30 protein-coding genes and 2 riboswitches are annotated in these 26,999 nt (G+C 42.8%); of the genes, 6 read left to right on the top strand and 24 right to left on the bottom strand.

Going from position 1 to position 26,999, the window contains the following annotated elements:
* Positions 1-205 precede the first annotated feature (205 nt).
* The 3 genes from yghU to R7E51_RS01150 all read left to right on the top strand — a co-directional run bounded on the left by yghU (position 206) and on the right by R7E51_RS01150 (position 4,036).
* Positions 206-1,063: a glutathione-dependent disulfide-bond oxidoreductase gene (gene yghU, locus R7E51_RS01160; protein ID WP_005373705.1), complete on the top strand. Its 858-nt coding sequence runs from the start codon at positions 206-208 to the stop codon at positions 1,061-1,063.
* Between the two features lie 1,183 nt (positions 1,064-2,246).
* A complete protein-coding gene (locus tag R7E51_RS01155; RefSeq protein WP_017819852.1) occupies positions 2,247-3,416 on the top strand; it encodes a D-alanyl-D-alanine carboxypeptidase family protein in 1,170 nt (389 codons plus the stop codon).
* A 212-nt stretch (positions 3,417-3,628) separates the two neighbouring features.
* Entirely contained in the window at positions 3,629-4,036 is a 408-nt protein-coding gene (locus R7E51_RS01150; protein WP_005373701.1) for an SPOR domain-containing protein, read from the top strand.
* Positions 4,037-4,086: 50 nt separating this feature from the next.
* On the opposite strand, the gene R7E51_RS01145 is transcribed toward R7E51_RS01150, so the two are convergent.
* The 5 genes from R7E51_RS01145 to cspE form a co-directional block, all read right to left on the bottom strand.
* On the bottom strand, positions 4,087-4,560 hold the full coding sequence (locus tag R7E51_RS01145; RefSeq protein ID WP_005373699.1) for a peroxiredoxin: 474 nt from the start codon (positions 4,558-4,560) through the stop codon (positions 4,087-4,089).
* A gap of 126 nt (positions 4,561-4,686) precedes the next feature.
* Positions 4,687-5,703 carry an adenosine deaminase gene (locus tag R7E51_RS01140; RefSeq protein ID WP_017819853.1) on the bottom strand — a complete coding sequence of 339 codons (1,017 nt, stop codon included), beginning with the start codon at positions 5,701-5,703 and terminating at the stop codon, positions 4,687-4,689.
* A gap of 89 nt (positions 5,704-5,792) precedes the next feature.
* Positions 5,793-5,892, bottom strand: a riboswitch (purine riboswitch).
* A gap of 237 nt (positions 5,893-6,129) precedes the next feature.
* Positions 6,130-6,270 carry a PA3496 family putative envelope integrity protein gene (locus R7E51_RS01135; protein WP_017633782.1) on the bottom strand — a complete coding sequence of 47 codons (141 nt, stop codon included), beginning with the start codon at positions 6,268-6,270 and terminating at the stop codon, positions 6,130-6,132.
* 50 nt (positions 6,271-6,320) lie between these two features.
* Positions 6,321-6,530, bottom strand: a complete 210-nt coding sequence (locus R7E51_RS01130; RefSeq protein WP_005373692.1) for a hypothetical protein — start codon at positions 6,528-6,530, stop codon at positions 6,321-6,323.
* A gap of 240 nt (positions 6,531-6,770) precedes the next feature.
* Complete coding sequence (gene cspE, locus R7E51_RS01125) at positions 6,771-6,980, bottom strand: transcription antiterminator/RNA stability regulator CspE (protein WP_005373691.1); 210 nt, start codon at positions 6,978-6,980, stop codon at positions 6,771-6,773.
* A 401-nt stretch (positions 6,981-7,381) separates the two neighbouring features.
* On the opposite strand from cspE, the gene R7E51_RS01120 reads away from it, so the two are divergent.
* Complete coding sequence (locus R7E51_RS01120; protein WP_017635146.1) at positions 7,382-8,230, top strand: pirin family protein; 849 nt, start codon at positions 7,382-7,384, stop codon at positions 8,228-8,230.
* A 142-nt stretch (positions 8,231-8,372) separates the two neighbouring features.
* Here the strand turns inward: R7E51_RS01120 and R7E51_RS01115 are convergent, their stop codons facing one another.
* The 10 genes from R7E51_RS01115 to R7E51_RS01070 form a co-directional block, all read right to left on the bottom strand.
* Positions 8,373-9,221: a patatin-like phospholipase family protein gene (locus tag R7E51_RS01115; RefSeq protein ID WP_206957468.1), complete on the bottom strand. Its 849-nt coding sequence runs from the start codon at positions 9,219-9,221 to the stop codon at positions 8,373-8,375.
* Positions 9,222-9,478: 257 nt separating this feature from the next.
* The gene (locus tag R7E51_RS01110; RefSeq protein ID WP_017635147.1) at positions 9,479-9,817 is read right to left on the bottom strand and encodes a hypothetical protein; all 339 of its coding nucleotides are present in this window, start codon (positions 9,815-9,817) and stop codon (positions 9,479-9,481) included.
* 690 nt (positions 9,818-10,507) lie between these two features.
* A complete protein-coding gene (locus tag R7E51_RS01105) occupies positions 10,508-10,939 on the bottom strand; it encodes a YccF domain-containing protein (protein ID WP_005373685.1) in 432 nt (143 codons plus the stop codon).
* A 218-nt stretch (positions 10,940-11,157) separates the two neighbouring features.
* Entirely contained in the window at positions 11,158-12,090 is a 933-nt protein-coding gene (locus tag R7E51_RS01100) for a Gfo/Idh/MocA family protein (protein WP_115386524.1), read from the bottom strand.
* Positions 12,091-12,213: 123 nt separating this feature from the next.
* Positions 12,214-13,869: a phosphoethanolamine transferase gene (locus R7E51_RS01095; RefSeq protein WP_206957469.1), complete on the bottom strand. Its 1,656-nt coding sequence runs from the start codon at positions 13,867-13,869 to the stop codon at positions 12,214-12,216.
* A 21-nt stretch (positions 13,870-13,890) separates the two neighbouring features.
* Positions 13,891-14,214 (bottom strand): diacylglycerol kinase, encoded by a 324-nt coding sequence (locus tag R7E51_RS01090; protein WP_005385571.1) that lies wholly within the window; start codon positions 14,212-14,214, stop codon positions 13,891-13,893.
* 160 nt (positions 14,215-14,374) lie between these two features.
* On the bottom strand, positions 14,375-14,767 hold the full coding sequence (locus R7E51_RS01085; protein ID WP_005385575.1) for a hypothetical protein: 393 nt from the start codon (positions 14,765-14,767) through the stop codon (positions 14,375-14,377).
* A gap of 119 nt (positions 14,768-14,886) precedes the next feature.
* On the bottom strand, positions 14,887-16,185 hold the full coding sequence (locus R7E51_RS01080) for an ATP-binding protein (protein ID WP_017819858.1): 1,299 nt from the start codon (positions 16,183-16,185) through the stop codon (positions 14,887-14,889).
* Positions 16,185-16,898, bottom strand: a complete 714-nt coding sequence (locus tag R7E51_RS01075) for a response regulator (protein ID WP_005373673.1) — start codon at positions 16,896-16,898, stop codon at positions 16,185-16,187. The genes R7E51_RS01080 and R7E51_RS01075 overlap by 1 nt, the downstream gene beginning before the upstream one ends.
* 213 nt (positions 16,899-17,111) lie before the next feature.
* On the bottom strand, positions 17,112-17,408 hold the full coding sequence (locus R7E51_RS01070; RefSeq protein ID WP_017819859.1) for an isoamylase early set domain-containing protein: 297 nt from the start codon (positions 17,406-17,408) through the stop codon (positions 17,112-17,114).
* A gap of 278 nt (positions 17,409-17,686) precedes the next feature.
* Here R7E51_RS01070 and R7E51_RS01065 point away from each other — a divergent pair, with 278 nt between their 5' ends.
* A complete protein-coding gene (locus R7E51_RS01065) occupies positions 17,687-18,067 on the top strand; it encodes a hypothetical protein (RefSeq protein WP_005373669.1) in 381 nt (126 codons plus the stop codon).
* 83 nt (positions 18,068-18,150) lie between these two features.
* The gene (locus R7E51_RS01060) at positions 18,151-18,750 is read left to right on the top strand and encodes a thiol:disulfide interchange protein DsbA/DsbL (RefSeq protein ID WP_005373667.1); all 600 of its coding nucleotides are present in this window, start codon (positions 18,151-18,153) and stop codon (positions 18,748-18,750) included.
* Positions 18,751-18,820: 70 nt separating this feature from the next.
* Here the strand turns inward: R7E51_RS01060 and R7E51_RS01055 are convergent, their stop codons facing one another.
* From R7E51_RS01055 to R7E51_RS01015, 9 genes are all read right to left on the bottom strand, one after another.
* Positions 18,821-19,066 (bottom strand): hypothetical protein, encoded by a 246-nt coding sequence (locus R7E51_RS01055; RefSeq protein WP_005373664.1) that lies wholly within the window; start codon positions 19,064-19,066, stop codon positions 18,821-18,823.
* Positions 19,067-19,218: 152 nt separating this feature from the next.
* Positions 19,219-19,662, bottom strand: a complete 444-nt coding sequence (locus R7E51_RS01050) for a DUF3429 domain-containing protein (protein ID WP_005396352.1) — start codon at positions 19,660-19,662, stop codon at positions 19,219-19,221.
* Between the two features lie 10 nt (positions 19,663-19,672).
* Complete coding sequence (locus tag R7E51_RS01045) at positions 19,673-20,218, bottom strand: glutathione peroxidase (protein WP_115386525.1); 546 nt, start codon at positions 20,216-20,218, stop codon at positions 19,673-19,675.
* A gap of 105 nt (positions 20,219-20,323) precedes the next feature.
* Positions 20,324-20,980: a 3,4-dihydroxy-2-butanone-4-phosphate synthase gene (ribB, locus tag R7E51_RS01040; RefSeq protein ID WP_005373655.1), complete on the bottom strand. Its 657-nt coding sequence runs from the start codon at positions 20,978-20,980 to the stop codon at positions 20,324-20,326.
* Between the two features lie 113 nt (positions 20,981-21,093).
* Positions 21,094-21,234, bottom strand: a riboswitch (FMN riboswitch).
* 104 nt (positions 21,235-21,338) lie between these two features.
* Complete coding sequence (locus R7E51_RS01035) at positions 21,339-21,956, bottom strand: hypothetical protein (protein ID WP_005373653.1); 618 nt, start codon at positions 21,954-21,956, stop codon at positions 21,339-21,341.
* A 117-nt stretch (positions 21,957-22,073) separates the two neighbouring features.
* Positions 22,074-23,927, bottom strand: a complete 1,854-nt coding sequence (locus tag R7E51_RS01030; RefSeq protein WP_206957470.1) for an MFS transporter — start codon at positions 23,925-23,927, stop codon at positions 22,074-22,076.
* A 146-nt stretch (positions 23,928-24,073) separates the two neighbouring features.
* A complete protein-coding gene (locus tag R7E51_RS01025) occupies positions 24,074-24,832 on the bottom strand; it encodes a helix-turn-helix domain-containing protein (RefSeq protein WP_017819863.1) in 759 nt (252 codons plus the stop codon).
* On the bottom strand, positions 24,833-25,471 hold the full coding sequence (locus R7E51_RS01020) for an HD domain-containing protein (protein ID WP_017819864.1): 639 nt from the start codon (positions 25,469-25,471) through the stop codon (positions 24,833-24,835).
* 248 nt (positions 25,472-25,719) lie between these two features.
* A complete protein-coding gene (locus tag R7E51_RS01015) occupies positions 25,720-26,997 on the bottom strand; it encodes a cytosine deaminase (RefSeq protein ID WP_206957471.1) in 1,278 nt (425 codons plus the stop codon).
* Between the last annotated feature and the right edge of the window lie 2 nt (positions 26,998-26,999).

Genomic DNA, 26,999 nt, shown 5'->3' with positions numbered 1-26,999 from the left:
GCGACGTTTTTACTTATAGCGTGAAAGAAAATCCCATAACCAAAGGTTCTAACTAAAAGAGATTGCAGGACTTTTATTTAGCGAATTCGACCTAATATCTTGAGTATGCCTAATCGCAGTTGGCGAAGAGGTGATGTTAATAATGCTTGCTGGCGCGTAAGACCCGTCAGTTTGAAGATGCATTCAAACACAATAAGGGAAAACAATGGCTAACGAATACATTCCACCAAAAGTTTGGACAAACGATAATGAAAACGGCGGTCAGTGGGCGAGCATCAACCGTCCGGATTCTGGCGCACGTCATGAGCAAGAGCTTCCAGTTGGTGAGCACCCATTCCAACTTTACTCAATGGGTACCCCAAATGGTCAGAAAGTGACGATCATGTTTGAAGAGCTTTTGGCGGCTGGCGTAACGGCAGCAGAATACGATGCATACCTGATTAAGATTGGCGATGGCGACCAGTTTGGCTCTGGCTTTGTGGCTGTTAACCCAAACTCTAAAATTCCGGCATTGGTTGACCGTTCGGGTTCTGAGCCAGTGAACGTGTTTGAATCTGGCAACATCTTGTTTTATCTAGCAGAGAAGTTTGATCATTTCTTACCAAAAGAAGGCGCTAAGCGTGCTGAGGTAATGAACTGGTTATTCTGGCTGCAAGGTTCTGCGCCATATCTAGGCGGTGGTTTTGGTCACTTCTACGCGTACGCACCAGAGAAGTTCGAGTACCCAATCAACCGCTTTACAATGGAAGCAAAACGTCAGTTAGATGTATTAGACAAGCGTCTTGCGAACAATGAATTCCTAGGTGGCGATGAGTACAGCATCGCTGATATCGCAACATGGCCATGGTACGGCAACCTTGTGTTGGGTCGTGCTTACGATGCGGCTGAATTCTTAGACGTAGAAAGCTACAAAAACGTTGTGCGTTGGGCAAAAGTAATTGATGAGCGTGAAGCGGTAAAACGTGGTCGAATTGTGAACCGTTCATGGGGTGAAGAATGGGAGCAGTTACCTGAGCGCCACAGCGCAGAAGATATTGATAAAGTATTGAAACTTAAACCATAAGTAATCTTGGCCTAGCTACGTCAAATGAGTTTAGTTTTATCTATGCTTATACAGTGACCTTAATCAAATCTATAGCGCACCATATACGGTGCGCTATTTTTATTCTCATTTAGTCTCGAAATGCTAATTTATATCACCTCTTGAAGAGCATTTAGTTCGTAGATGAATCTTTAATGTATTTATATATTATGATGCAAAACAAAGCTCATATTTCCATGTTAAATATGGACTGGTCATACTGCTTTGTAATAATTAAATTATTTAAAAATTATAAACTGATTTTATATCCATTATAAATAAAATTAATGATAATTAATATTTGACATAACCACTAAATTTATGTGGAATATGCGGGTTGATTTGTTTTGAAGAAATAAAATTAATTTCTAGTACTTTTATTTAAGACAAGCTTAGCTTTTAGCGATGTTTAATTATTAATGCTTATATCATGAAAGAGGATATGTATGATGTCGTCGTTTGAGTCGTACTGGGCTGGGATACGTCAAAGAATAGCCGCACAAACCGAAGGTAACCGCAGTTTAAAGTCTCTAGTCATTAAAAAGCAGCGTGTGAACTTAAATAACAGTGGGTTATCCTTTCGCGCTAAGTCCGGATGCCTTATCCCTCACTGTTATACCAAGTTCTCTGATGAGATAAACCTAAAAACATCGAAAAAATCGTCTCTTAGTTTTAAAAAAGGAAAGCTGTATTTTTCTCCAGTTTAATAATAAATGAAATTTGCATAAATTATAATATTAGGTTTTTAAATTTATCGATAATTAATTACGATTTTATGATGCGTTTTAAATATGTTTTCTTGGTAAATAATTAGCTGGGCTTATTGTTGCTTGTTTTTGTTGTTTCCTATTTAGATATGGATAAAAGCTCAACTACTTTTCCTATACCAACTTACTCCCTGAATTGGCTTGCGCGCTTTTTCTCCCCTCTAAAAAAACATAGCGTTACGGAATTATTTTTGCTCCTGTTTCATTCTTCAAGACGAAAGCTCTACCTACCTCTCATTATTTTCGACAAACATTGAGTAAAAGTAACCAATCGTAACAAGGTGGCTGTAACTGAGCGCCGTTTCAATATACTCGTTTTTTAACTAGGTAATCCCGCGCTTTGAATTCATTCGGGTACCGTTTGTAAGCCTTAAATGCTACTAAGATAAGATGTCATGATGAGAAAAAGTACTATATTACACACAGTGTTAATTACAGGGTTCGCTGCTGTATCCTCGTTGGCTTATGCTGCGCCTTCAGTTGTGCCAAATGCGCCGGAACTCAGTTCTCGTGGTTATGTTTTGATGGACTTCCATACGGGGAAAGTACTGGTTGAACGTGATGCCCACAAACGTTTAAACCCCGCGAGTTTAACGAAGTTGATGACTGCTTATGTAGCTGGTCAAGAAATTAATACAGGCAATATTACGTTGAATGATGAGGTTGTCATCAGCCGAAATGCTTGGGCAAAAAATTTCCCAGATTCTTCAAAAATGTTTATTGAAGTCAATACTTCCGTTTCTTTGTCTGACTTATACCGTGGTCTGATTGTTCAATCTGGTAACGATGCCAGTGTCGCTATTGCTGAGCATGTTGCGGGAAGTGAATCAGGGTTTGTGAGTTTGATGAATAGTTGGGCCGCCAAGCTTGAATTGTCTAACACGGCATTCACCAACCCTCACGGCCTAGACAGTGACGGTTTATATTCGACACCTTATGATATTGCCAAGTTGGGCCAAGCGATTATTCGTGACTTACCTGATATCTATCCGCTGTATAGCGAAACCTCGTTTACTTACAATGGCATCACTCAATACAACCGTAATGGCTTGCTTCGTGATCGTAGTATGAATGTCGATGGCATGAAAACTGGTTATACAAGCGGCGCGGGTTATAGTCTAGCGACTTCTGCAACACAAGGTGATATGCGTTTGATTGCCGTAGTGATGGGAGCGAAGAGTGAGAATGTTCGTGAATCAGAAAGCAAGCAGCTGTTGAGTTATGGCTTCCGCTTTTACGATACGGTAATGCCGACTGAGGCGGGTGCGGAACTTGCGAAAGCTCGAGTTTGGATGGGCGAAAAAGACGAGCTTACTGTCGGCGTAGCTAACGATGTTTATCTCACTTTGCCAAAAGGAGATGTAAAAAATCTGCAAGCGGAAGTTGAATACAACGGTGATTTAGTTGCGCCAATTTCTGAGCAACAAGTGGTTGGTAAAGTGCTTTACAAAGTCGACGGTAAGGTCGTAAATGAAGCCGAGCTCGTTGCATTGGAGTCCGTGGAGGAAGGCAGTTTATTCAAGCGAATTTTAGACTGGTTTAAGCAATTGGTCGCTAGCTGGTTCTAAACAGTAGCGAACTTCTGTCTATATCACTCTATCTTGTTAATGTTCTATTAAATCAATTTACTAAGACGACCAACGTGGTCGCCTTACGTTTTTGGAATACTCGTTGCGTTAAAACACAGGCCCTCTTGTAAGAGTGTGTTTTTACCTGACCAAGAGCGTTTTGTGTTTTTGGGTGCGAGAGAAAAGAAACTAGAACAAGAATGGAGTGACACGTGCACAAGATTTTATCTTTGACATTGATTTTATCGCTCATGGGCTGCGCTATGCCTTACCAGCAGGAGGTCGATAGCGGCCAATGTGTTGGAGTCATGACCTCTCAGGATGCATATGGTTATTTAAACCCAAACCATTACACGATGCAGGTACTCGCGCTAAAGCAAGAAAAAGATGTGAAAGATTATATTCGCTATATCGATCCTAAGCATCCGGTTTGGGTTAACTGGAAAAACAGCCGAGGCACGCGTTGGTATACGGTAACTGTTGGTGATTTTAAAACGAAGCAGGATGCCTACAATGCGCTTTCTTCATTACCAAGCCGTGTAAAGCAGTCATCCCCGTTTGTGCTGACTTTTGCGGAAATGCAGCGTAAGCAACAAACGAGTGTTGTGAGAATGCGTTAACCAACAAAAAACGGAAGCGATGGCTTCCGTTTTTGTATTTAGGAGTAAGCTTAAAGCGCCGCTAAAATCGTTTCTGCTTTGCTTGCTTCAAACTCTTTTGGCTCTTCAACGTTTAGCTTAGTCACTGTGCCGTTTTCAATGATCATTGCGTAACGTTGTGAGCGAATACCACCAAAGCCGCCTGTATCCATTTCAAGACCTAATGCTTTAGTAAAGCTAGCGTCGCCATCACCCAACATCAAAATCTCAGAAGCGTTTTGAGCTTCGCCCCACGCTTGCATCACAAATGCATCGTTTACAGAAACGCACGCAATTAAATCAACACCTTTTGCCTTTAGCTCATCAGCTAATACCACATAGCCTGGTAGATGGGCTTCTGAACAGGTAGGGGTGAATGCGCCAGGTACAGCAAAGAGTACGACTTTCTTGTTCGCAAACAGTTCTGTAACGTCGTGGTTCACCATACCATCGGCAGTCAACTCACTTAGAGTTGCAACTGGTAGAGCTTGGCCTTGTTGAATCATGATTATATTCCTTTTTGTGTGCTAGTTTAGCTTTCTCAGTCTAGCGTTTATAAATGCGGTTAACCACAGAGTTTTTGTAGGGTTTTAATACCTACGCGTTTGGCCTAAGGCGTGGCACTGATGCCTTTATTGCAAAGCTTCGTGCTGGTTTACGTATTGGCTAACAAGGTGACGATATTTCGCCTTTAACTCGTTATCGATAAAGCTGGCATCAATCGCGTTCATTGTAAATTGGGCAAGTTCACTCTTACTCATTGGATGTGCGTTGTTGACGGCCAGAAAGTTATCCGTCATGTAGCCACCAAAGTACACAGGATCGTCTGAGTTAATCGTTACAGCGACACCTTTTCGTAGCAAATCCACAATATTGTGATCTTTCATATCGTCGAATACACATAGCTTAAGATTCGATAACGGACACACTGTCAGTGGCATTTGGCTTTCGATTAAGGATTCAACTAATGCTTCATCATCAACACAGCGAACACCGTGATCCACGCGGCTCACGTAAAGCATTTCAATTGCATCGCTAATATTTTGTGCGGGGCCTTCTTCACCTGCGTGAGCAACGGTAAGTAAGCCTTCTTCTACTGCTTGTTTAAATACGCGCTTGAATTTAGCTGGCGGATGACCTTGTTCTGAAGAATCTAGTCCAACACCAATGATCTTATCACGGTGTTTCAGAATAGCCTGTAGGGTCTCTATGGCGCTCTCTTCTGAAAGGTGACGGAGAAAACACGCAATAATTTGCGAGGTAATGCCAAGTTTTTCGTGACCATCTTTTAGCGCACGAGCGATTCCATTGATAACAGTGTCAAAGTCTATGCCGCGTTCTGTGTGTGTTTGAGGGTCAAAAAAGATTTCGGTATGAATAACGTTGTCTTCTTTACAGTGCAGTAAGTATTCCCAAGTGAGATCGTAAAAATCTTGCTCCGTACGCAGAACTCCCGCTCCTTGGTAATAGAGGTCGAGAAATGATTGTAAGTCTGTAAACTGATATGCGCTGCGTAGTTCACTCGGAGAAGAGTAAGGGATCTCGATGCCGTTTCGTTTTGCTAATTTGAATAAGAGTTCCGGCTCAAGTGAACCTTCGATATGTAAGTGCAGCTCTACTTTTGGAAGACCTTGAATAAATGCGTTCATATTCCACCTTATGTGTATTGTGGATGCAGTTACTCTAAGAATAGGTATAGATAGAAATAAATCGAACGCTATCACAAAGAGTAAGACCCACGATGATCTCAACTCTTCGTAATCAGCACTTTGCGGGAACTGGTAGAGACCCCCAAACCATATCATTGGGGTTATACGAAGCAAACGAGAGGGATTATACGCAAAAATATCGCTTTGGCTATACGCAAATAACCTAACTGTCATTAGTCACGGGTTTTCCTGTGAGCGAAACGACTATTTGCAAGTCACTTGAGTATAGAGGAGCCAGTTGTTTTTGCGCGTGTGAGAGGCACGTGTAATTAGAAGAGTAGTCTAAAAGAGTGGAGATTCGTTTGAGCAAAGGTAGGTGGCGGTACCTTGCACAACGATAAAGGCAGAGAAAGCACTAGAGAGCATTTATAGATCGAATAACTTATCAAATTCTCTTTGTTCCATAATGTCTTCTATGCGGCGTCGAGTTTTCTGCTTTACCGCCGCCGCGTTTTGTTCAGACTCTTTTTTGTCTTTTTCTGACTGCTTCTTACTTTTTCTAGCCATTGGATACCTTCCAAATTAGTTGCATTATCCATTAATGCATGAAAACTGAATCAGTTAACAGTAAAACTTCCTAACTTTGAACCTGAATCACAGAGAATAGTTCCAGATTGCGTTTTCTCACAATATTCAAAATCGATCATGAAGCTATGAGAAAGAAGTTTCGGTAATACGTGCCTTCGTAAAATATCACCATTTAATTGATGTATTTTAGCGTTCCAAGAGGTTTGAGGTTGTTCTAAATTAAATTCAATTTCTAACATTTATTCTCCTGTTTTTTAGTGATTTTCTCTTTGTTAAGTAATTGATACCAATGCCTTTGACGGCCAGTTCTTTTTGAGGACATGATTTTTCCTATAAATAATAAATTAAGCAGTACTATTCAGTTTATTTTAGATAGCACAAAGCAATGCCTAAAATTAGGCTGAGTGATTGATGAAAGAATATTTTTGAAGGAGAGAGGTTTGGTGCAGCATGGGCATGCTACACCAAGAAAAGCAGTCTTATAGAGGAGTTACTTCAGTCGCTTGAGGACCTTTTTTACCTTGCTCTACATTGAAGCTTACTTTCTGACCTTCAGTCAGTGTTTTGAAACCGTCAGAAACGATAGCGTTAAAGTGTACGAATACATCTTGGCCGCCGTTGTCTTGAGATAGAAAACCGAAGCCTTTAGTTTCGTTAAACCATTTTACTGAACCAGTTACTTTAGACATAAAAATACCTTTGAATTAAACATTAAAATTATGATTTGTTTTGTGGATCTTTTCTAAGCTATTGAATGTTCAATCAAGAGGAAGTTGTACGCAGGTGTCTGAATTGGGGATTCAAGATTTTACTGAGAGGAAACTTAAACTAAATGTTGCATTAACAGCTCTCTTCTAAGAGCCAAGGCACACTATACACCTTGTTTAGAAAATAGCTACATTTATTTTAGATAAATTAAATGTGCTCATTATTAACTCGATAAATTGTATTGTTCGAAAAAGTTGAATAAGTAGAACGAATAGTATGGCTCATAATTTTAGCTCATCAACCTAAAATAGAACCTTATCGATAGCCATAGATTGAACATGCGACTTGCAAGCGGTCACAAAGATAAACTAGGAGAACTAGTATGAGTACATTCAGAGAAATTCGTCAGCTTATTCCTGCGCAACCTACTGCTGATGGTGATGGAGTGAAAATTCGCCGTGTAGCGGGTTTCAATCATGCTAGCTTTTCTCCATTTTTGATGATGGATGAACTCAAATCAGAAGACCGCGCTGACTATATCGGCGGTTTCCCTCCGCATCCGCACCGCGGTATTGAGACGCTTACTTATATGTTGAAAGGTCATTTCCAGCATCGTGATCATATGGATAATGTTGGTGAGCTTCGTTCCGGTGGTGCACAGTGGATGGCGGCAGGAAGAGGCGTCATCCATAGCGAAATGCCTATTATGAAGGAAGGCGAATTGCATGGTTTCCAAATTTGGATTAACCAGCCTGCGAAAAATAAGATGCAGCCAGCTCAATATCATGACTTTCAACCTGAAACGATCACTGAGTTTGATACTCCGAATACGGGGGTTGTACGTTTGATTGCGGGTCATATGACTATAAACAACGAACGAATTCAGGGGCCGCTAACAGAGACAGGTGTTGCTGCCACGGTAGCCGATTGGAGAGCGATGGGGGGGCAAGCTTTGAATTTGAACACGGATCAAGACAACAACATGATGCTCTATGTCTATAAAGGTCGTATTCAATTAAAAGGTCGTGAGATCAATCAAGGCGAAATGGCCATTTTATCGAAAGGTGAATGGGTTGAATTGCAGGCCGAAAAAGAGAGTGGTGCACTGATCTTTATTGGTGAGCCAATTAATGAACCCGTGGTGCATTATGGCCCTTTTGTCATGAATAGCATGGAAGAGATAGAACAAGCCATCCAAGATTACAACTCTGGGTTGTTTGAAACTTACTAGTTTGGACTGCCTACTCGCTTTTTCAGTTAGCGAGCAAATTAAAACAGTTTTGAGCCTGAATATTGGGCTCGACCAGAAGCAAATACGATAATCCACTGCCATCGAATTTGCGTTAGCCACGTTTAATCCACGTGGCTTTTTTCTACTTCTGACTCCATCGTATGATGGCTTCCTTTCCTGCTTCAATTCCTAACTCATAAGCATGACGCAGTGGTGCTGGCGATCGACTCAGCCGTTTCAACTTGAATGTTTCAGGAGGACACACTTGAATGATTTCGATACCAGGTGGTGGGTTGTTGATCAGCGCTAAGGTCTGATTGTAGCGAACTTCACGTGTCAACATCGGTTCAATTAATCCGGGCGTTTCTTTCAACATCCTCCTAGTTAGGGCGCTGAATCTTCCTCTTGGCTTTTGATAGCTTGCGGGCTGACTGCGTAAAACCATAATCTTTTTGGCTCCTCGATTTATTGCTTCTGCAACAGGAAGTGCGTCTGAGACGCCACCATCAACGTATCTAATTCCGTTCAGTGATACGCCATTTCGGTAAAGTACAGGCAGTGCGCTGCTGGCTTTCATTGTTTCTGCCAAGTCGTCGACATCAGGAAGGTGGTACTCCGCTTGCCCATTGTCTTGACGCGTCACGCCTAAAAAGAAAGGTCGTGAATCAGCTTTGAGCGCAGATTTATCGATGCCAAGTTCTTCGAGGGTGACATTCCACATCCAGTCTAAGTTCATCATATCACCACCACGTAGAAGTTGAGATGGAGAGATAAATTCTTTTCTTAAGCTGTAATCGAGGTAGATTTTTAAGTTACGTCCGGGCATTTTAGCTAAGTAGGCAGCCAAGTTGCTAGCACCCGCAGACACTCCCCAAAAGCTATCAAATGGAGAGAACTCGCTAGCAAGAAAATGATCGAGTATGCCGCATGAAAATACGCCTCGCATGGCTCCACCTTCGACAATCAATGCTCGAGAGCCTACTTTTTCCATCACTTCGCTCCACTCTTTATCAATCGGATAATAGCGTGCAGCTTAACGCATAATGGTTTTATACCCAAGTGGGCCAAAGGTCTAGGTTGCGTTCCTTTGAATAAAAAGGGCATCAACGGATGCCCTTGTCACTTTTAGCCTATGGAATTGCGGGTAATTGAGTCGCTAATTTAGTGAAGGAGACCGAGCGAATTAGCCCCCTTACATAGAGCCATACCTGTAGTCCCATACTGATCGTTGTTGGAATAGTTTGATGATCACTTGTTAAATAGGCATACAAACACTATCCAGAGCGTTGTAAGCAAAAGTAATGGGGTGAATACTTTCTGGATAGAAGCGCCATCAGTTAAATTGTAAATTTTGATGGATTCATTATAGAACGCTCGTTTGAATTCTTTGAAGCTAATGTCGCTCTTCGCATGCGACTGTTCATAGTGCTGGTGCGCAGCGTCCGATAGCTGGTATTCCAAGTCTTGGAGCTCGTACTCCTTGTTAAAAAACGCATCCCAAGCCGAAAGGCGGGCTATCGTTTTAGGAGATGGATCCCCATTTAGTTTCTCTAGACGCTTAGCATAAGCTGCTTGATATTTATCCACGGTATATTCCTGTCTGAATAGACGTTGAGTTAGAACATATGTAAAAAGAAAAATAAGTAATAAAAGGTTTTTTACGTTCTATACCTGTGATAAATGCTAAAAAGTTCAATGCTCTAGCACTCCGATGTCGCAAATGATATTGATGGAATTGCTCTGCGACAAATAAAATAATTACTCTAGATAACAACGAATTTTTGTTGTTTTTTAAAAAAACTGATCATGAGATTGAGTGGGGAGTTTTACCGAGAAGAATTTCGCTACTGTAACTCTCTATATTTACTCAAAAAGAGAAAATCTTAGAAGCTTTCTTTGATTGATGTGAGATATTTTAGGTCGAAAAGCATTAATTTTGGCTATGATTATAGTTCGTCTTTTTGTTGTTGAACTCTACTTCGAGGGGGAAAGAATCCATATTTCGAGCATAGGATAGCTCGCTTTTTCGTTACGTCGTTCTTGGAGTTTGAGTCAGTGACGACGCTATGAGTCTAGCATCTTGAACTCGATTGGGCGTATTAATTAATTATAAAAGTAAAGCAGTGCTGAGCTAGGATAAACTTCAACGTAAAGGTGACGGTATGAATATACAATCAGCCATTATTGAATATGCGATAGCGATTATAGGCTTACTTTTGACGGGCGTTACCCTCTGAGCATGACTGCCCAGAGGATAGAAAGCGCATTAGCTTTTTGCTAACGATTGATGTTGTATCGAGCCATTGCAGCTTCTTCTGACGATACAACCGTTTTACCAATTGGTGCGAGTGAAATAACCGCTAGCTTGAGGTGTTGGAGCGCAAACGGAATGCCGATTATGGTGACAAAGCATGCTGCGGCAGAAAGTACGTGACCGATAGCTAACCAAAGGCCTGCAAATACAAACCAAAGGACGTTACCAATAACGCCGAGCGGACTCGTGCCAATGTCCATTTCATTGGTCAATTCATCGCGTGAGATGGCCTCTTTACCGAATGGGAAAAAGGAAAAATTACCCATAACGATACACGCACGCCCCCAAGGTATTCCGATGATGCTAATAAAGGCCAAAATACCAAAAAACCACCATAGCAACCCCATAAATACGCCACCAAATACAAACCAAATGATGTTACCAAGTGTTCTCATTCTATTTCCTTTATTCTTGAATGTGATGATTCAGATACCTGAGAGCACCGTAAAACAAATCTAAACCGTCTGTTTTGTCGATGTGTGCTTTTGTGCCCTCATTCACCTGATTGATAGAATAATCGCCGTAGTCTTAACAGAGAATGAATGCCTTCCTTAAGGCAAGTCTTTTTAGTATAGAGCGTAATACTCAATCAAGCATATAGCCAAGAATCGCATTATCTAGAGACAACTTTCTCGAGATATTGACAAATTTGCTCTGCCAATCGATGGCTAGCAATGTTGCGTGTTACTACTTCATCAGCAATATTTCCAGACTCAACGACGCCAAACCAATCGAGCAACATCGAATGGAAACCTTTACTCGTTAGCATTGGCGTCCAGTCTTTCAAATTGATTTTTTGCTCTTGGTTAGCTTGCCATAGTTTGCCTTCAACGAAGGAGTCGAACTCAACTGCCTTGTTTGCATAACAAGCTTGAACGCGCTCTGTAGTGATACCGAAGTGGCGATTCATCGAGGCGTGGAGCAAAGTATCTCCATGTTGCCACTGAATATCTAAACGCGCCAACTGACCACCTTCAAGTTGATGAGTTACATAAGCATCTTTTAGATCGGCTTTGGCTGTGACGTTAACGCTGTCTAATGGGTGAATAAAATCATCAAATATAAAGGTACGAACATCCCCCGGTAGTTGGTGACGGTTCTTTTCCCAGCGTAGCGACTTTAAGTCAGATATGTTGCCTTGCTGCACTTGTGGCATATGTTGGTTGTAAAGTGGAATGTGACGACGGTTAAAGCCCACATAGAGTGGCTGTCTCTCTTTTTCGGCAATGTCGTACAGCTTTTCCACGTCATCAGCACTATTCGCTAATGGTTTGTCGACAAAGGTTGGAATTCCATGCTGCAGAAAAAATGCCGCTATTTGAGGGTGTACGCTTGTTGCCGCATGAATCATGACGGCATCGACGCCAAAGTGCAGAAGTTGCTGGTAGTCTTGGCAGATCTCTGAGATTCGATACTGCTTAGCCAGGCTCTCAAGTGTGTTTGGGTTGCGGGTACAAAATACAAGTTCGATATTTGGAAGCTGAGTGATAACAGGAAGGTATGCTTTCTGAGCGATATCCCCTAGACCAATAATACCAATTTTCATCCTAGTCCTTATCTCGATGTATGGATCGCGGACTGTCAGTATAACGCTTGGCGCGGCGATGAGTTTAAATACCTTGTTAGAAAAAGCCTGATTCACACTTTGAGCCAGGCTTTATTGAATGATTTAGGAAACGGCTCGGCAGGCTTTGAATATATCTAACTTGCTATCGTAGGCTTGAGTTTGTACATCCATAATGCCTAATAAAGAGTGGAACACGTTATCATGTGAGTATTGGCCTGCATTCTGTGCTTGTATATACAAACAGTCGGTATTGATCTGCTTCGCTTGTTTAAAGCCCGAAGACAGCCACATAATCAAAGGAACGCGTTTTTGGAAATCTGGTGCAAGGCCATAAGGCATACCATGTAAGAACAATCCGTTTTCGCCTAGTGACTCACCGTGATCCGATATGTAAATTAGCGCGGTATTATACTCAGACTCTAACGCTTTAAGTTTTTTGATGGTTTCTGCCAATACAAGATCGGTGTAGCGTATTGTATTGTCATATGTGTTCACTATTTGTTCGATGCTACAGTTTTCGATATCTGCACGTGGACAGTCTGGTTTAAAGAAGGCGTTGTCTCTTGGGTAACGCTGAAAGTAGGTCGGACCGTGGCTTCCTATAAGGTGCATGGCGACCACTCGGTTACCGTGCATATCCGCGACTTCCTGATCAAAATGATCTAATAGCGCCATGTCGTAACAAGTTTGGCCATTACACATAGGGCTTACTTGCTTTCGATCCACTTCGATTTTCTTGATCTTGTGGGCTACTTCTTTATCCCCACCGTCATTTTCTTTCCAAATGAGGTCAACCCCGGCGCGCTGCATTATATCGAGAGCATTGTCCTGGTTATCCGCTCTGGCGCGTTCAAACTCGTTTCGCGTGAGCTGTGAAAACATACAAGGCACAGATACAGCAGTCGCGGTGCCACAAGATGCGACGTCTTGAAATGAGATAACATCCAATTTACTAGTATAAGGGTTTGTCTCTCGTGTATAGCCATTGAGTTGGTAGTTCTGAGTTCGAGCGGTTTCTCCTACGACAAAAACCAGTAGTGTTGGTTTGCTCTGTGCTTGCTGTACGGCGCTATTTGACTGCTTTGCATCTGTGCCGATTTCTCGATATGGCTCTGGCGTGGTGAAATATTTCTCCTTCACATACCCGGTTGCGCTGTAAACGAACTGGGTGGGTATGATGATTTTTTTTAGGTGGCTATTGTTGCGCCCTACAGATGCGTAGTCTTGATAGTACACGCTGGCAATGACGGCGATGACAGCTAGCGACGACAGCATCGATACTAATTTGGTAACAGAGAAGTACAGTAATTGGTGACGTTGAGATTGCAGCTTGACCTTAAAGACAATTATCGATGGGATAACTCCCATAATCAGCGTCCAAATTACAGAGTGAGCACTCAGGTAAGAACTCGCCTCGCTCGAATCGGTTTCAACAATATTGGCAATCATTCCAGAATCGAAAAGTGTGCCATAGTTATAGCTTGCGTAGCTCACCATACTTGAAACAATGATTAAAATTATAAAGAACGGCTTGCCGATCCAAGGCCAACTAAATAAATTAAAAAGGAAATTGAGCGCGGCAAGAAAGAAAATTGGTATTGTGATAATAAATCCAATCTTGACATTATCTAAGTGTGTAAAGATGCCGATCAGTTCTTTATAAATAGGGATATTTACGACGAGAGCGAAATACAGCGCCAACAGGAAAGTAAAGGTAACGTAAGAGATACCTCTCTGTTGTAAATCATGTGTCTTCATAATGAGTGTCTTGAATAAAAATTAGAGCAAGAACGAAGCCCAAATAAAAAGGGCAAGAGTTAACGCAACAAATACTGCTGCTGAGCCAATATCTTTGGCTCTACCACTGAGCTCGTGCCAGTCATCGCTAACACGGTCGACAACCGCTTCTACGGCGGAATTAATGAGTTCGACGATCAATACCAAGAACAGGCTACTGATCATCAGCACTCTTTCGTATGTGGTGACAGGAAGGAAAAAAGCACAGACGGAAAGCACCAAGGCGAGAATCAGTTCTTGTCTAAAAGCGGCTTCGTGTGTCCATGCGGCTTTCAATCCTTGAAATGAATAGCCGGTCGCATCCATGACACGGCGTATACCTGTTTTACCTGGCTTCAAAATATGACCTTACTATTTAAGCATTGGGATGGAACACATATCCCAGAGAGGTAACGAGATTAATCGTTACAGCGTGAAACATTTGTGAATAGAATCCATCGCGCGATAATTTAAGAAAAGTGCTTATTTAATCAAGATCGTAGACGGTATAGCCTTTGTGCTGGAGGCATTTACGCAATACGAGAGATTGAGTTTTGGTTGAATCATTTGTTCCACTCAAAGCACCAGCTCCAGCTCCTACAGCACCGCCGGCAGCAGCACCGACAGCCGCTCCACCTAATCCGTCTTCTAGCGCACCAGCAGCTGCGCCGATCAATGCGCCTGTAACTGCCCCATTAGTGGCTTCAGATTTCGCTGCCTCTGATTTGTCGACATTTTCTGCATAGCCTTGGCAGTAAAGAAAGTCTTGTTCATATGTACTAGGGTCAACATTGGTCATGTCGACGACAGGTTTTTGGTTGTAGGCGCAAGCTGTAAGCGTAGAAGTAAGCGCCATAATCAGGATAAAAGATTTATACATGAGTACTATCCATTTAGTGTGTGAATCTTATGGATTAAATGTACACTGTTTTATTGTTGGGCTCTGTCGCTTGAGTGTATTGAAGTGTCGTCTTCTGTAAATGGGGTAGGAAGGATAAGTTAACTGTCTGATTTTTTGAGGCTAAGTGTGAAGCAAGCTCCTCCAAGAGGGCTATGGCAAATCGAAACTTCTCCACGTTGAAGCTCCATTATCTGTCTGACAATCGCCAAACCGAGCCCAAACCCGCTCGTCTTTTTGTTGCGAGATTCATCCGCGCTGTAAAATGGTTCGAATAGATGAGGCCAATGCTTTTCTTCAATACCTATGCCATCATCATGAACATTGATGAAGCAGCGGTGCTGATCGTGTTTTATCTCTACTAAAATCTGCTTATCCGCGTACCGCATTGCATTGCGCAGCAAGTTATCTAAGGCTCGCTTTAACAATTTTGGGTCAGCAAACGCGAGAACGTTTTCTGAGTTTACTTCTTGAAGCGAAATACCGAGCGTAGTCTCTTTTTGCCATCTCTGTCGTAATTCTTTGACTAAGTTGAATAGGACGACTTCTTCTTGAGTTTGTAATGCTGTGTCAGGACGCTCCATCTTTGCGTAGTAAAGCAATTCTTCAACCATTTCTTCCATCTCGTCAATGTCTTCGACGATACTGTAAACATACTTTTTCTGTTGTTCAGTTAAGGTTGAATCCGATAACAAATCTGCTTGCCATTGTAAGCGGAAGATTGGGGTACGCAATTCATGTGCAACGGCGTTAGTTAGCATTTTATTGCTAGTGATCAAGCGAGATACTTTATCGGCCATCGTGTTAAAGCTTTTGTTTAACGTCCCAACAGACTTAGCGCTTGAGGTACTAGCTCGAGCCTTGAAGTTACCTGAGGCAAACTCAACGGTCACTCTCTCTAGCTCTCGAATCCGACGGCTTAAGAACCAGATCAACAATATGCAATACAGAGCAAATCCAGCTAAAAAGAACAACCAAACGATATTGTCATCAAAGTTGGCTGCTTTAACCACAGGACTATTCGGATTATCGCTCATTTTAAAGATAGGCGTGCTCGCATCTAGGCGGAACCAGATATCCCTTTCTTCATCGTAAGCGACGTTAACGGAGGTATCACTTTCAAACGCCTTTTTGATGTCTGTTGGAAGCTCTTCAAGCGTATGAGGCACCAACAAACGATGGCTTGATGTGGCAAATTGTTCCAACTGTTGTTGAGTATATTCTAATCCGTGTTCTTTATAGATAGGGTAGATCAGATCGTGAAAAGCTTGACCCTCATGCTCTTGTAATAGGTAGTCATAATCTGTGTTGATCTCATAAACTAAGAATTCGTATCCCCACAAGCTAGCCATAAACAGAATGATAAGGCCAACAAAGCTTTCCAGATAAATCCGTCTCATTATTCATTCCATGCATCAGGCATAAATAGGTAGCCTTTGCCGCGAACGGTAATGATTTTTTGTGGTGAGCAAGAAGCATCGCCTAGCTTCTTTCTCAGTGTCACTATGCGATTATCAATGGTGCGGTCTGTTCCATCGTATTCAATACCACGCAGTGTTTTGGTCAGCCACTCGCGTGATAGTGTTTTTTCAGCATGCGTTGCAAGAACCCACAACAAATCGAACTCGCCGTCTGTCAGCGCAATTTCTTCTTGATTCATTACGCACGATTTACGCAATCGGTTTAAACACAGAACACCAATTTGTAGGCCGTTTTCGGACTCGGTAGGCGCCGCCTCTTTTCTTCTTAATAGCATGCGAATACGAGCCAGCAATACGCGAGGTTTGATGGGTTTAGTAACAAAGTCATCTGCGCCTATTTCTAATGCGGCGACATGATCGAAGTCATCATCACTTGCTGTTAGCATCAACACTTTGCCTTTGTAGCATTCTCGGATTTGACGACATACACTCAGACCATCTTGCCCGGGTAGCATCAAATCTAACAGCACCACGTCTGGTTGTGTGTCAATAATCGCATTGGGTGCGTCCGTCCCATTGTCGATACATTTGACCTGAAAACCTTGTTCAACAAAATACTCACCCAACATAGTTTGTAATTTGGGATCGTCTTCCACAATGATTAGAGATGGTTTGATTTGTTGTGCGTTCATTTAAGTGATGTATACAATATTTAATATCAATGGAACTTAAACAAATTTACGAATTATTTCAAATAAAGCTTTCTCAGAATAAGGTTATCGGATGAGTTAATTGGATAAAATTGCCAATTAATGATTTAAATCTAATCACCAATCACATTTCGAGAGATGCAAAAAGGCGCAACGTTTGCGCCTAGGTATGGAATCTTAAAGCGAAATTACCGCTTATTCGGTGGTACATACGACGCTGTTGTCGCTGCCAAATGCATTTGGAACGTAAGCATCAGCTTGTGGGTCATTTTCCCACTTCGAGTCATCGAGCAAGTAACGGAACTGAACATTCCGCGCTTTAGGTAAGCGGGTTTTAAATTTAAACTGACGACTTTTCTTCACTAATTTCATCGGCTCTGGCTGCCAGTTGTTGAAGTCTCCAGCAATTTGGACAGAGTCCCACTGATCTTTATCTAGCTCGAACGTGACTTCGACTTCATCTTTTGTCTTAAAGAATCTTTTTTTAAGCATTGATCTTTCCTTGTTCGTACAAAAACCGTTCTAACTATTACTCGTGTTTCATAATGATTTCAAGTTTTATCGAATTGTTGCTGGTATCTGATGAGGGGAGTATCCGAACGGTGAATAGCTCGTTGTGCTGGTTTCGTGTACTGAGGGAGCGTTAGAGAGAAAATTCACTAGCCTAAAATAGTCAAAGAACAGAGTTTGTTAGCGAGCCGAGAGTCCGTATCTTGAAGTCAAACCGTTATCATGTATTATCTTAAATCACCATTTTCCTTGATGTAGCTATGTTGAAGTTTAACCGTACATTGTTGACTGCGATAGTTTGCTTAGTTGCTATGCTTTTGAGTAGTGTCGCTCCTGTGGCGCAGGCTTCCGCTCCGATGAAAACAATTGAAGTACGCGATCTTATTGTTCAACAGGCTGCTCTGCACAAACAACTTGGCGTCAATGACGACTGCGTAGAATCACATCACGATGAGTCAGCCATCAATAAGGCACAACAATCTCACACGAGTTGTAGCTCTTCCTGCATGGTCAAAATTCCCGCCAACTTATCTCAAAACGACTTACTGCTTCTTCCTTATAGCCTTGCATTGATTGATAGGCCTCTAGTCGAAAAAGTAGTGACTGTGATCACCAAGCTTTATCGTCCTCCGATTGTTTAATTCCTCATCTCAAATTACTTGGGGTTTACCCCTTTTTACCAAATGAAATGATTTGGCATTTGAATGCCACAAGGAAATAAACAATGAAAAAACTACTTGCCTTATGTAGTGCACTTTTACTGACTTTTACCGCTCATGCAGCGCAATTTGAAGAAGGGAAGCACTACAAAGTTCTGGATGTTAAGAAAGCATCGAAACCTGTTGTGACGGAATTCTTTTCTTTTTATTGCCCACATTGCTACAAGTTTGAGTCGCTTATTGAGCGTTTAAAACCTGCTCTGCCAAAAGAGGCAAAGTTTGAAAAGGTGCATGTGGGCTTCATGGGCGGAGATATGGCGATTCCGATGGCCAAGTCCTACGCGACGATGGTGTCGCTAGGAGTTGAAGATACAATGATTCCTGCCATGTTTGCCCAAATTCATCAAAAGCGACAAGCGCCAAAAGACGAAGCTGAGCTGAAACAGCTGTTCGTTGATAATGGCGTCGAAGGTAAGAAGTTTGATGCGGCGTACAATAGTTTCGCCGTAAACTCAATGCAGAAAGGTTTTGATAAGCAATTCTCTGCTAGCACGTTGAGAGGGGTTCCGGGTGTGGTTGTGAACAATAAATACATTGTTTTGGCCAACGAAATTCGTACTTACGACGAGTACAATCAATTAGTTAATTACTTATTGACTCTGTAACTATAAATAGCATTGAAGCTTAAAAATGGCGACGGTAGAGTCGCCATTTTTTATGCTTATCACTTTCGTATTATCTAAGAACGCTTGTACATGCTTGAGTCGGAACACTAGTCATAAATATGGCATGCGGATAAAACAAGCTAGCAGCAGTGATTGCAACATTACATGGCTGAGCAATCGTAGTTTTAATCACATTGGTAAGCACAGCGCCTGTATTATTTACTGTTTGAGCGGCGGCTTGTTGTGCCTGGTAAGACACGCAACCTGTCGTTGCATTGATCATCGCAGTGCTAAACAAAAGTTTGCGAAAAAACATATTCATATCCTTTGTGAATGCTTTGAATTACTTATATGTGGATTGATTCATAAATGAAACAAAACAGTGTTCAAAATATGTGTGCATTCACGAAATGAACATTGTTTTATAAAAAGACGTTTTTTTGTGATCTTAGTACTGGACAGACCAGGTTATGAAACTAAAGCCAATCCGTGCATTACGATTACGCCGAAGGTCAGTTTGCTCCTCATTCCTTGATATCCCTTGGGCTCGGCGTCTTGTTCGACTTTCCTCACGAGCTTTTCTGCATACCAAACAGCAAGGTACCCAATTGCTAAGAGTAGGGTTGCGACTGCGTAATGTTTGTGGCCCTGCAGTAGTGCGCCCCAAGCTAGTAAGACAAAAAGGTTGCTGAGAATTAATATATTTCGGCTAAGGCGGTGGTAGTAATGCTCAATGCCATTACCCCAAAGGATGCCGGATAAAAAACTTAATATAACGGCGCTATATGCGATGAAAAATTGCTGACCACTTAAATTGAAGAGTGAGATGTCAGTGAAAATCAGCCCTAAACTAAACACAAATGGAACCAGGCCTAAGTAACCGAGTTGTAGCATGGTTGAGCGTGTTGTCATGGTCGTCACCTTACAATTGTTGCTCTATCATATTGGTAAGCGTAGTACTTGTCGGTGATGTGGAGCTTGGAAAAGTAGCAATAACTTTACCTTCAGAGCTAATTAGAAACTTGTAGAAGTTCCATTTTGGTTTTATGCCTGCTTGGTTAGTAATCTGGTTGAAGACTGGGTTCGCATCTACACCTAATACTGAAGAGCGAGCCATCATTGGAAAGGTGACCCCGTAATCGAGATAACAGACTTTCGCTGTGTTTGTTTCGCTTCCTCTATCTTGTCGAAAGTCATTGCTCGGGAAACCGATAACGGTGAAGTTTTGGTCTTTGTAAGTTTGATAGAGGGTTTCTAACTGTTCGAACTGAGGAGTGAAGCCGCACTGGCTTGCTGTATTGACGATTAGTAGTGTCTTTCCCTTAAAGCTTTCGCATAGATCGACTTCTTCCGTTGAGTTTAACAACCTTTGCTTACCTTGAAGAATATCAGGGCACTCAGATGCAAGAGTAAGCGAATTCATGGAGAGAAAGCTAACGAGAGCGGCGAGTTTCAGTAATCCTTTCATGGTGTTGTTCCCCTTGTTTTCAATAAGTATAACTACTCAAGTGCAAAGAGGATCGATCAAAAAAGCCGCACAAATGCGCGGCTTTTTTCAAGAGCTGAGATCTGACTATGCCAGTTTCAACTCGAACTGGTTTAGGTACATTACCATATCTTCAATCGTCAGTACCGGCATGTTGTGCAGGCGACCGAATGCTACGATCTCCGGTGCCTTTGCCATCGTGCCATCTGGATTGGTCACTTCACATAGTACGCCAGCGGGTTGAAGCCCTGCCATTTGCATCAGGTCAATCGTACCTTCTGTGTGACCACGGCGAGTCATTACACCACCTGGACGTGCGCGCAGAGGGAATACGTGGCCCGGGCGAGCAAGATCTTCAGGTTTCGCATGCGGGTTTGCCGCCGTTTTAATGGTCGTCACTCGGTCTGCTGCTGAAACCCCCGTTGTTACACCAACTTTCGCTTCAATAGAAACCGTAAATGCGGTTTGGTTTGCGCTGTTGTTGTTTACTACCATTGGAGGCAGTTCCAGTTTGTCTGCTTGAGCATCTGTCAAGCACAAACAAACGATGCCGCTACATTCGCGGATCATCAATGCCATTTGCTCGTTAGTGAGGTGCTCGACTGAATAAATGATATCGCCTTCGTTTTCGCGATCTTCATCATCAAGAAGCAGTACGCCACGGCCTTCTTTTAAAGCGATAAGTGCGTTTTCAACGCGAGTAATTGGGTCGCCGAATTCGGCAAGTAGTGATGACTGATTCATGGTTAACTCCTAAATTTCACCAGAATCAGGGCGGTATGAGAGATCGCCGTAAAATACGATCAAAAAGAAGTGCACCAGCATTCTTAGCGATCTGACTCGCTATGCTGGTGTATTCTTATTCTCTTTCATCCGGACTATAACCGTCGGCTCTGGCATCTCACCAGATCTGCTGACCTCGACGAATCGAGCGCTCGCGGGCTCACTTGAAAAAGTATACCGCCGGTGGGGAATTTCGCCCCGCCCTGAGAACAATTAAAAATGTACCACTTCATCTAAGTTGTGAAGAAGTGGAGCTAGGATAGTACTGCGAACTGAATAGCTTGGAAAGTCGATTCCATCTGTATGATGGAAAAGTGTGCTATCGACGGAAATAATCTGTGCGAATAAAGTGATCAATCTGCTGCGGCACGAAGGTGTTGTAAATCAGGCTCGTATGCGTTTGCTTCACTTCGATATGATCTTGCATACCGTCCAGTCTTGTCTCTTCTACGGTAACGGTACCGTCCGACATGGTGTTGTCATTACGGATCAACAATGGGCGAGCGCCAATCGGCATCGTTCCTGCGATACTGCCGAGTTTTTGAGGGAAATCCCAAGCGTCATCATGTTTGTTTAATCCGTGGTGTGGCGAATTGCCTAAAATTGCACCCAATCCGAGATCTTGAATTCGACCTACAATGGACGCGCCTTTCAGAGGCGAACCGATAGCGACAACATGAGAGATTAAGTTAGTGCTCGGTTTTCTGTTGGCGAGATAGCGCTTAATCATCAAGCCTCCCAAGCTGTGTCCCACGAGCACGTTTGTGGTCAGTGGATTAAGCGAATGATCAATAGAATCAAACAGTGAAGACTCATCGATAGCAACGGTGTTATAGCTGAGTACTTGCGTTTCGTATCCGAGTTTTCTCAGCTTTTGGCTAAGAGGCTGCATGACCAGCCCATGCATATAAAGACCATGTAAGATGATGATTTTCATAATACCTCCTAGATTTATGACGTCGTAGATATCCTACTCTAATTGACAAGAAACTACTTGTGCTTTGTGGTGCATATTTACGTTTTGCTGCAAAGTTTGACTGCTGTAGCAAGCGACTCAGCCCAGTAAATCCTGTACTTGTTGTTGCAATTGATGACGATTTAAAGACGCAGGACTTAACACTTCACCGATAACAACATCCACTTTTGACCAAAAACGAGTCGGTCGTTTTGTGAGAGCATGTCCGCCTTTGTGGCTGAAAAAAGAACCCCAAAGCCCTTTTAACGCCATAGGGATGACAGGAACAGGGTTACGTTCAAGGATTTTCTCTACACCAGGGCGAAACTCACCCAATTGACCGTTAGACGTTAAACGACCCTCAGGGAAGATACAGACAACCTCACCGTCGTTAAGTGCTTGTTCAATCTGTTCAAATGCTCGTCGGTAAGTGTCGGCACACTTACGTGGAGAACAGATCGGGATAACACCGGCATGACGGAATACATATTTAAGAACAGGTAGCTCGCTGATGGATTTGTCCATCACAAAACGAACCGGGCGAGTAGAGGTTCCCATCAAAATCAATGCATCGACATAGCTAACATGGTTAGCCACGATTAACGCAGCACCTTGTTCAGGAATATGTTGGCGCCCCTTTACGGACACACGATACATACAATGGCTGAGTAAATAACTGATAAAGCGTTGTGTGAATTCCGGTACTTGACGATAGACATAGATTGCCACGAAGAAGTTACCTATTGCCATCATGACAAACAGTTCCACAATAGAAAGCTCTAGTACGCTGAGTACAACGATCGAAACCAAAGCAGACACCACCATAAACAACGCATTCATGATGTTGTTAGCAGCAATGGCACGTGCACACTCCCCTTTGTTTGAACGCGATTGGATGAACGCATAAAGAGGAACAATAAAGACACCGCCGCTTACACCAACAAGGAACAGGTCAATCATGACGCGTAGATGTTTTGATTCAGCAACGAAGCTTTGAACATCATAAAAGTGCACCGGAAGTGATGGATAACTTGGGACTGCCCATAGCAAGTCGACGCCAAAGACTGTCAGACCAAGGATACCGAATGGCAAAATACCAAGCTCAACGTGGTTGAAAGAAAGTTTTTCACACAACCAAGAGCCTGTCGCGATACCAATCGAAAACAATGCCAACAGTAAAGAAACGACAGTGCTATCTGCGAACAAATGTTCGCGTGCGAAGTTAGGGAATTGAGTTAGGTAAGTCGCACCCATGAACCAGAACCAACTGATGGCAAGAATAGACATCCAGATGCCTCTCTGTTTTTTTGCCACTTTTAACGTGTTCTTTAAACCAGAAATCGGTTCAAATTTCGCTTTGTCATTCGATTGGCTAGGCATCGTTGGAATATTCACGCTGCTCATGAACCCAAGCAAAGACAAGGCAATCACGGTACAAGAAGCAATCAAGGTACCATTAGGAATGGCTAGCAGCAGGCCTGCGCTAAGCGTACCTATAAGAATCGAAAGAAACGTGCCCATTTCAACCCAAGCATTTCCTTTAACAAGCTCATTTGGTTTGAGCGCTTGTGGTAACAAGGCGTATTTCACGGGACCAAAATAGGCCGATTGAGTGCCTGTCATAAACAGCAGAACCAGCATCAGCATGGCACTTTGGGTGGCAATAGCGGTTGCTGCGCAAGAAATGATAGCCAGCTCGATGAGCTTTAGACGTCGGATTAAATTGGCTTTGTCCATGCTGTCAGCGACGGCACCAGCATGCGCTGAGAATAGAAAGAAAGGTAGGATGAATAAGCCTGCCGCCAAATTAACGAATAGATTGACGGATATTGGTAGGTTATCAATTTGGCTGTATGTCACCATCAATAACAGAACGTTTTTGTAGATGTTGTCATTGAGTGCGCCAAGGCATTGCGTCACAAAGTAAGGAAAAAAGCGTTTTGAGAAAAACATACGGGCCCCGATTAAACAAAGTCGAATGAGATGGGAGCACTTTATGCTCAATGAACGATTAAACCAGCTTTCTCTTTCAAGTGACGTTGTATGCCACCAAAAGTAACGAAATTCGTTACTTTTATTTCCATTTGTTTATTGAGTTACTAATTGCGAGACTTCTGAGCAGGTTTTCTTTCCCATGGTTCAAACAAAGGGAACGTCCAGCGACGCATCGCAATAATCAGAGAGGTGCCGTGTTTTTCGTCCATATCGAGAGAGCTATCACTTTGGCAAGCCTGATAAAACTCATCGATGACCTTTTGCAGTTTCTGTTGTAGCTTCTTGTTGCTTGGTACACTCATCAGTCCTGTTGCCATGGAGAACTTTTCATCTTCACCAGAAAAGTAGCTTTGGAAAAAGGCGTCTTGAACTTGCTGTTGGAAGAACCGTTGAATAGGGCCGCCCATCTGCCACTTAAATGTCGGAGATATACGCAAACGAATTTTGTTATTTGGCTGCAAGTCGATGATGTTCAGCCGATCCAAATGAGCAAGCTTTTGCACCAGTTCAAACTCATTGAAGGTGTATTGCTGAACGATTTGCTCAAACTGATAGCCATTTACAACACAGATCGCCACGAGCAGCAGGGCTTTATCGTCAACCAGCTGCTTTTCTTGCTCTAACGTTAGCGACTCTAGACCCTTATTGTGCGCAGCCGCGAGCTTAAATAGTTCCGCCATTTCTAAACCAATCAATTGGCAAATGCGTTCTAAGCGCTCAAGGCTAATGTGCTGACCTTCAGCGAGTAAACGTTTGACGCTTCCTTCACTTAAATTAAGGTGTTGTGCAACATCCGCATAATGCAGCCCAGCTAACTTTAGTTGGCGTTTAAGCTCTTTAATTAACGTATAGCTTTCTGACATTTACGCTGTTACCTCGTCGTGTAACTGCTCTAGGTACGTTTGCATAAAGGTTTTGCGTTTTTGCGCTTCGCGTCTCGCTGACTCCGTGTTCATGGTTTCAGCGATTTTGAATAACTTGGTTTGAAAGTGATCCAGAGTGAATTGTTTATCGTTAAGTTCACGTTCTTCGGCAAATATATCGCTGTCGTTGTAAAGTTGCGCGTTAAATTGAGTGCTGACTTGAATGCATCGCGTCACGCCAATTGCGCCTAAAGCGTCCAGACGGTCGGCATCTTGGACGATTTTGGCTTCTAACGTATTTGGCCTGATGTTGGCGCTAAAGCTGTGTGCCTCTATCGCATGAGCAATGGCATCATGATATTGCTGCGGATAATCGATACTCTCTAAAAATGCGACCGCTTTTTTGGCTGCGATGATTGAGCTCTCTTTACGATTTGGGTGATCTTTCGGGTAAGTAAAGCAATCATGCAAATAGGCAGCCGGTAATACAATCGCGATGTCTGCATTTTCTTCTTTGCAGAGCTGTTTCGCTGTTTTGACCACGCGTTTTACGTGTTTAAGATCATGAGCTGCATCTACTTGCATCTCTTGCTGCATAAATTCCAAAAATTGCGGTTCTATCTGGCTTAATGACGTCATGGTTCATATCTACAACTAAAATGAAGTCAGAAGTATGCCCAACGCTTAGAATAATTTCCAAGTGCGATGGTGTAATTGAGATTCAGCCACCAGAACCTTTTGCAACGTTTGGTACTGAGCCGTTTTATATGGCCTTTCAATGTGTTCAGTGGTTTATGAGACAAGAATAGACAGAGCGAGCAGTGATGTTTACCAGTAGAAAAAAGGCCTGACGATGTCGTCAGGCCTTTTTCGTTTCGCCGATCTTTTTAGCGTTTGAACGTTACTTGCTCTGCTTGTTCAAGATGAATATAAGTTGTCGCAGGCTGTGTTTCTGCAATCACTTTACCGTGACGAACAGAGTAACGAACCGGCACTTGGCGACGTACTGCGTCAAAACCATTTTCTGCGGGAAGAATCAGTAAACTACCTGGTTTGCCTTCTTCAATGCCGTGCTTGTCTTGAATGTTCAGTGTACGTGCTGAATTGTTGCTGATCAGATCCAGTGAGTTGTTGATTTGGTCGTAACCCATCACCTGACACACGTGCAGACCCATATGCAGCACTTGCAGCATGTTTGCAGTGCCTAGTGGGTACCAAGGGTCAAATACATCATCGTGTCCAAAGCAGACGTTGATGTTGGCATTCAGCATCTCTTTCACTCGTGTTACGCCGCGACGTTTTGGGTAATCATCAAAACGGCCTTGTAAGTGAATGTTCACCAATGGATTTGCCACGAAGTTGATACCGGACATGCGTAATAAACGGAACAGGCGAGATGCGTATGCACCGTTGTAGGAACCCATCGCTGTGGTGTGACTGGCCGTGACTTTATTCCCCATATCAAACTTGTGCGCTAATGCTGCCAGTGTTTCAACGAAGCGAGATTGTTCGTCATCGATTTCATCACAATGCACGTCGATCAGGCGGTCGTATTTTTGCGCTAACTCGAATACGTAGTGCAGCGATTCAATGCCATATTCGCGTGTGAATTCAAAGTGTGGAATCGCGCCAATCACGTCCGCACCTAATTTGACGGCTTCTTCTAGCAGCTCTTTGCCATTTGGGTAAGAGAGAATTCCTTCCTGCGGGAAGGCGACGATTTGGATATCTACCCATTCTTTCATCTCTTCACGCACTTCTACCATCGCTTTTAGGGCAATTAGGGTAGGGTCTGAAACATCGACGTGGGTACGAACGTGTTGTACGCCGTTTGCTATCTGCCATTTTAAGGTTTGTTTTGCGCGCGCTTTCACGTCTTCAATCGACAGCATTTCTTTGCGCTCAGCCCAACGTTCAATACCCTCAAACAATGTGCCAGAGATGTTCCAGCTAGGCTCGCCTGCGGTTTGAGTTGTATCTAAGTGAATGTGTGGCTCGCAGAAAGGCGCAACCGCCATACCGCCTTCAGCATCGATGATGTCACCGTTATGACTAAGCTCCACATCGTTGCTTTCAATGCGCTTGAATTGACCATCTTCAATCAAAATTTGCTGCAGACCTTCTTGTCCTTTTAGCGTTACGTTTTTGATCAGTAGTGTTGTCATGA

This window comes from Vibrio sp. Vb1166 (assembly GCF_033338695.1).
Taxonomy (GTDB): Bacteria; Pseudomonadota; Gammaproteobacteria; order Enterobacterales; family Vibrionaceae; genus Vibrio; species Vibrio alginolyticus.
Note: the sequence above shows the minus strand (reverse complement) of the source record. Positions and strands in the feature narration are given on the sequence as shown.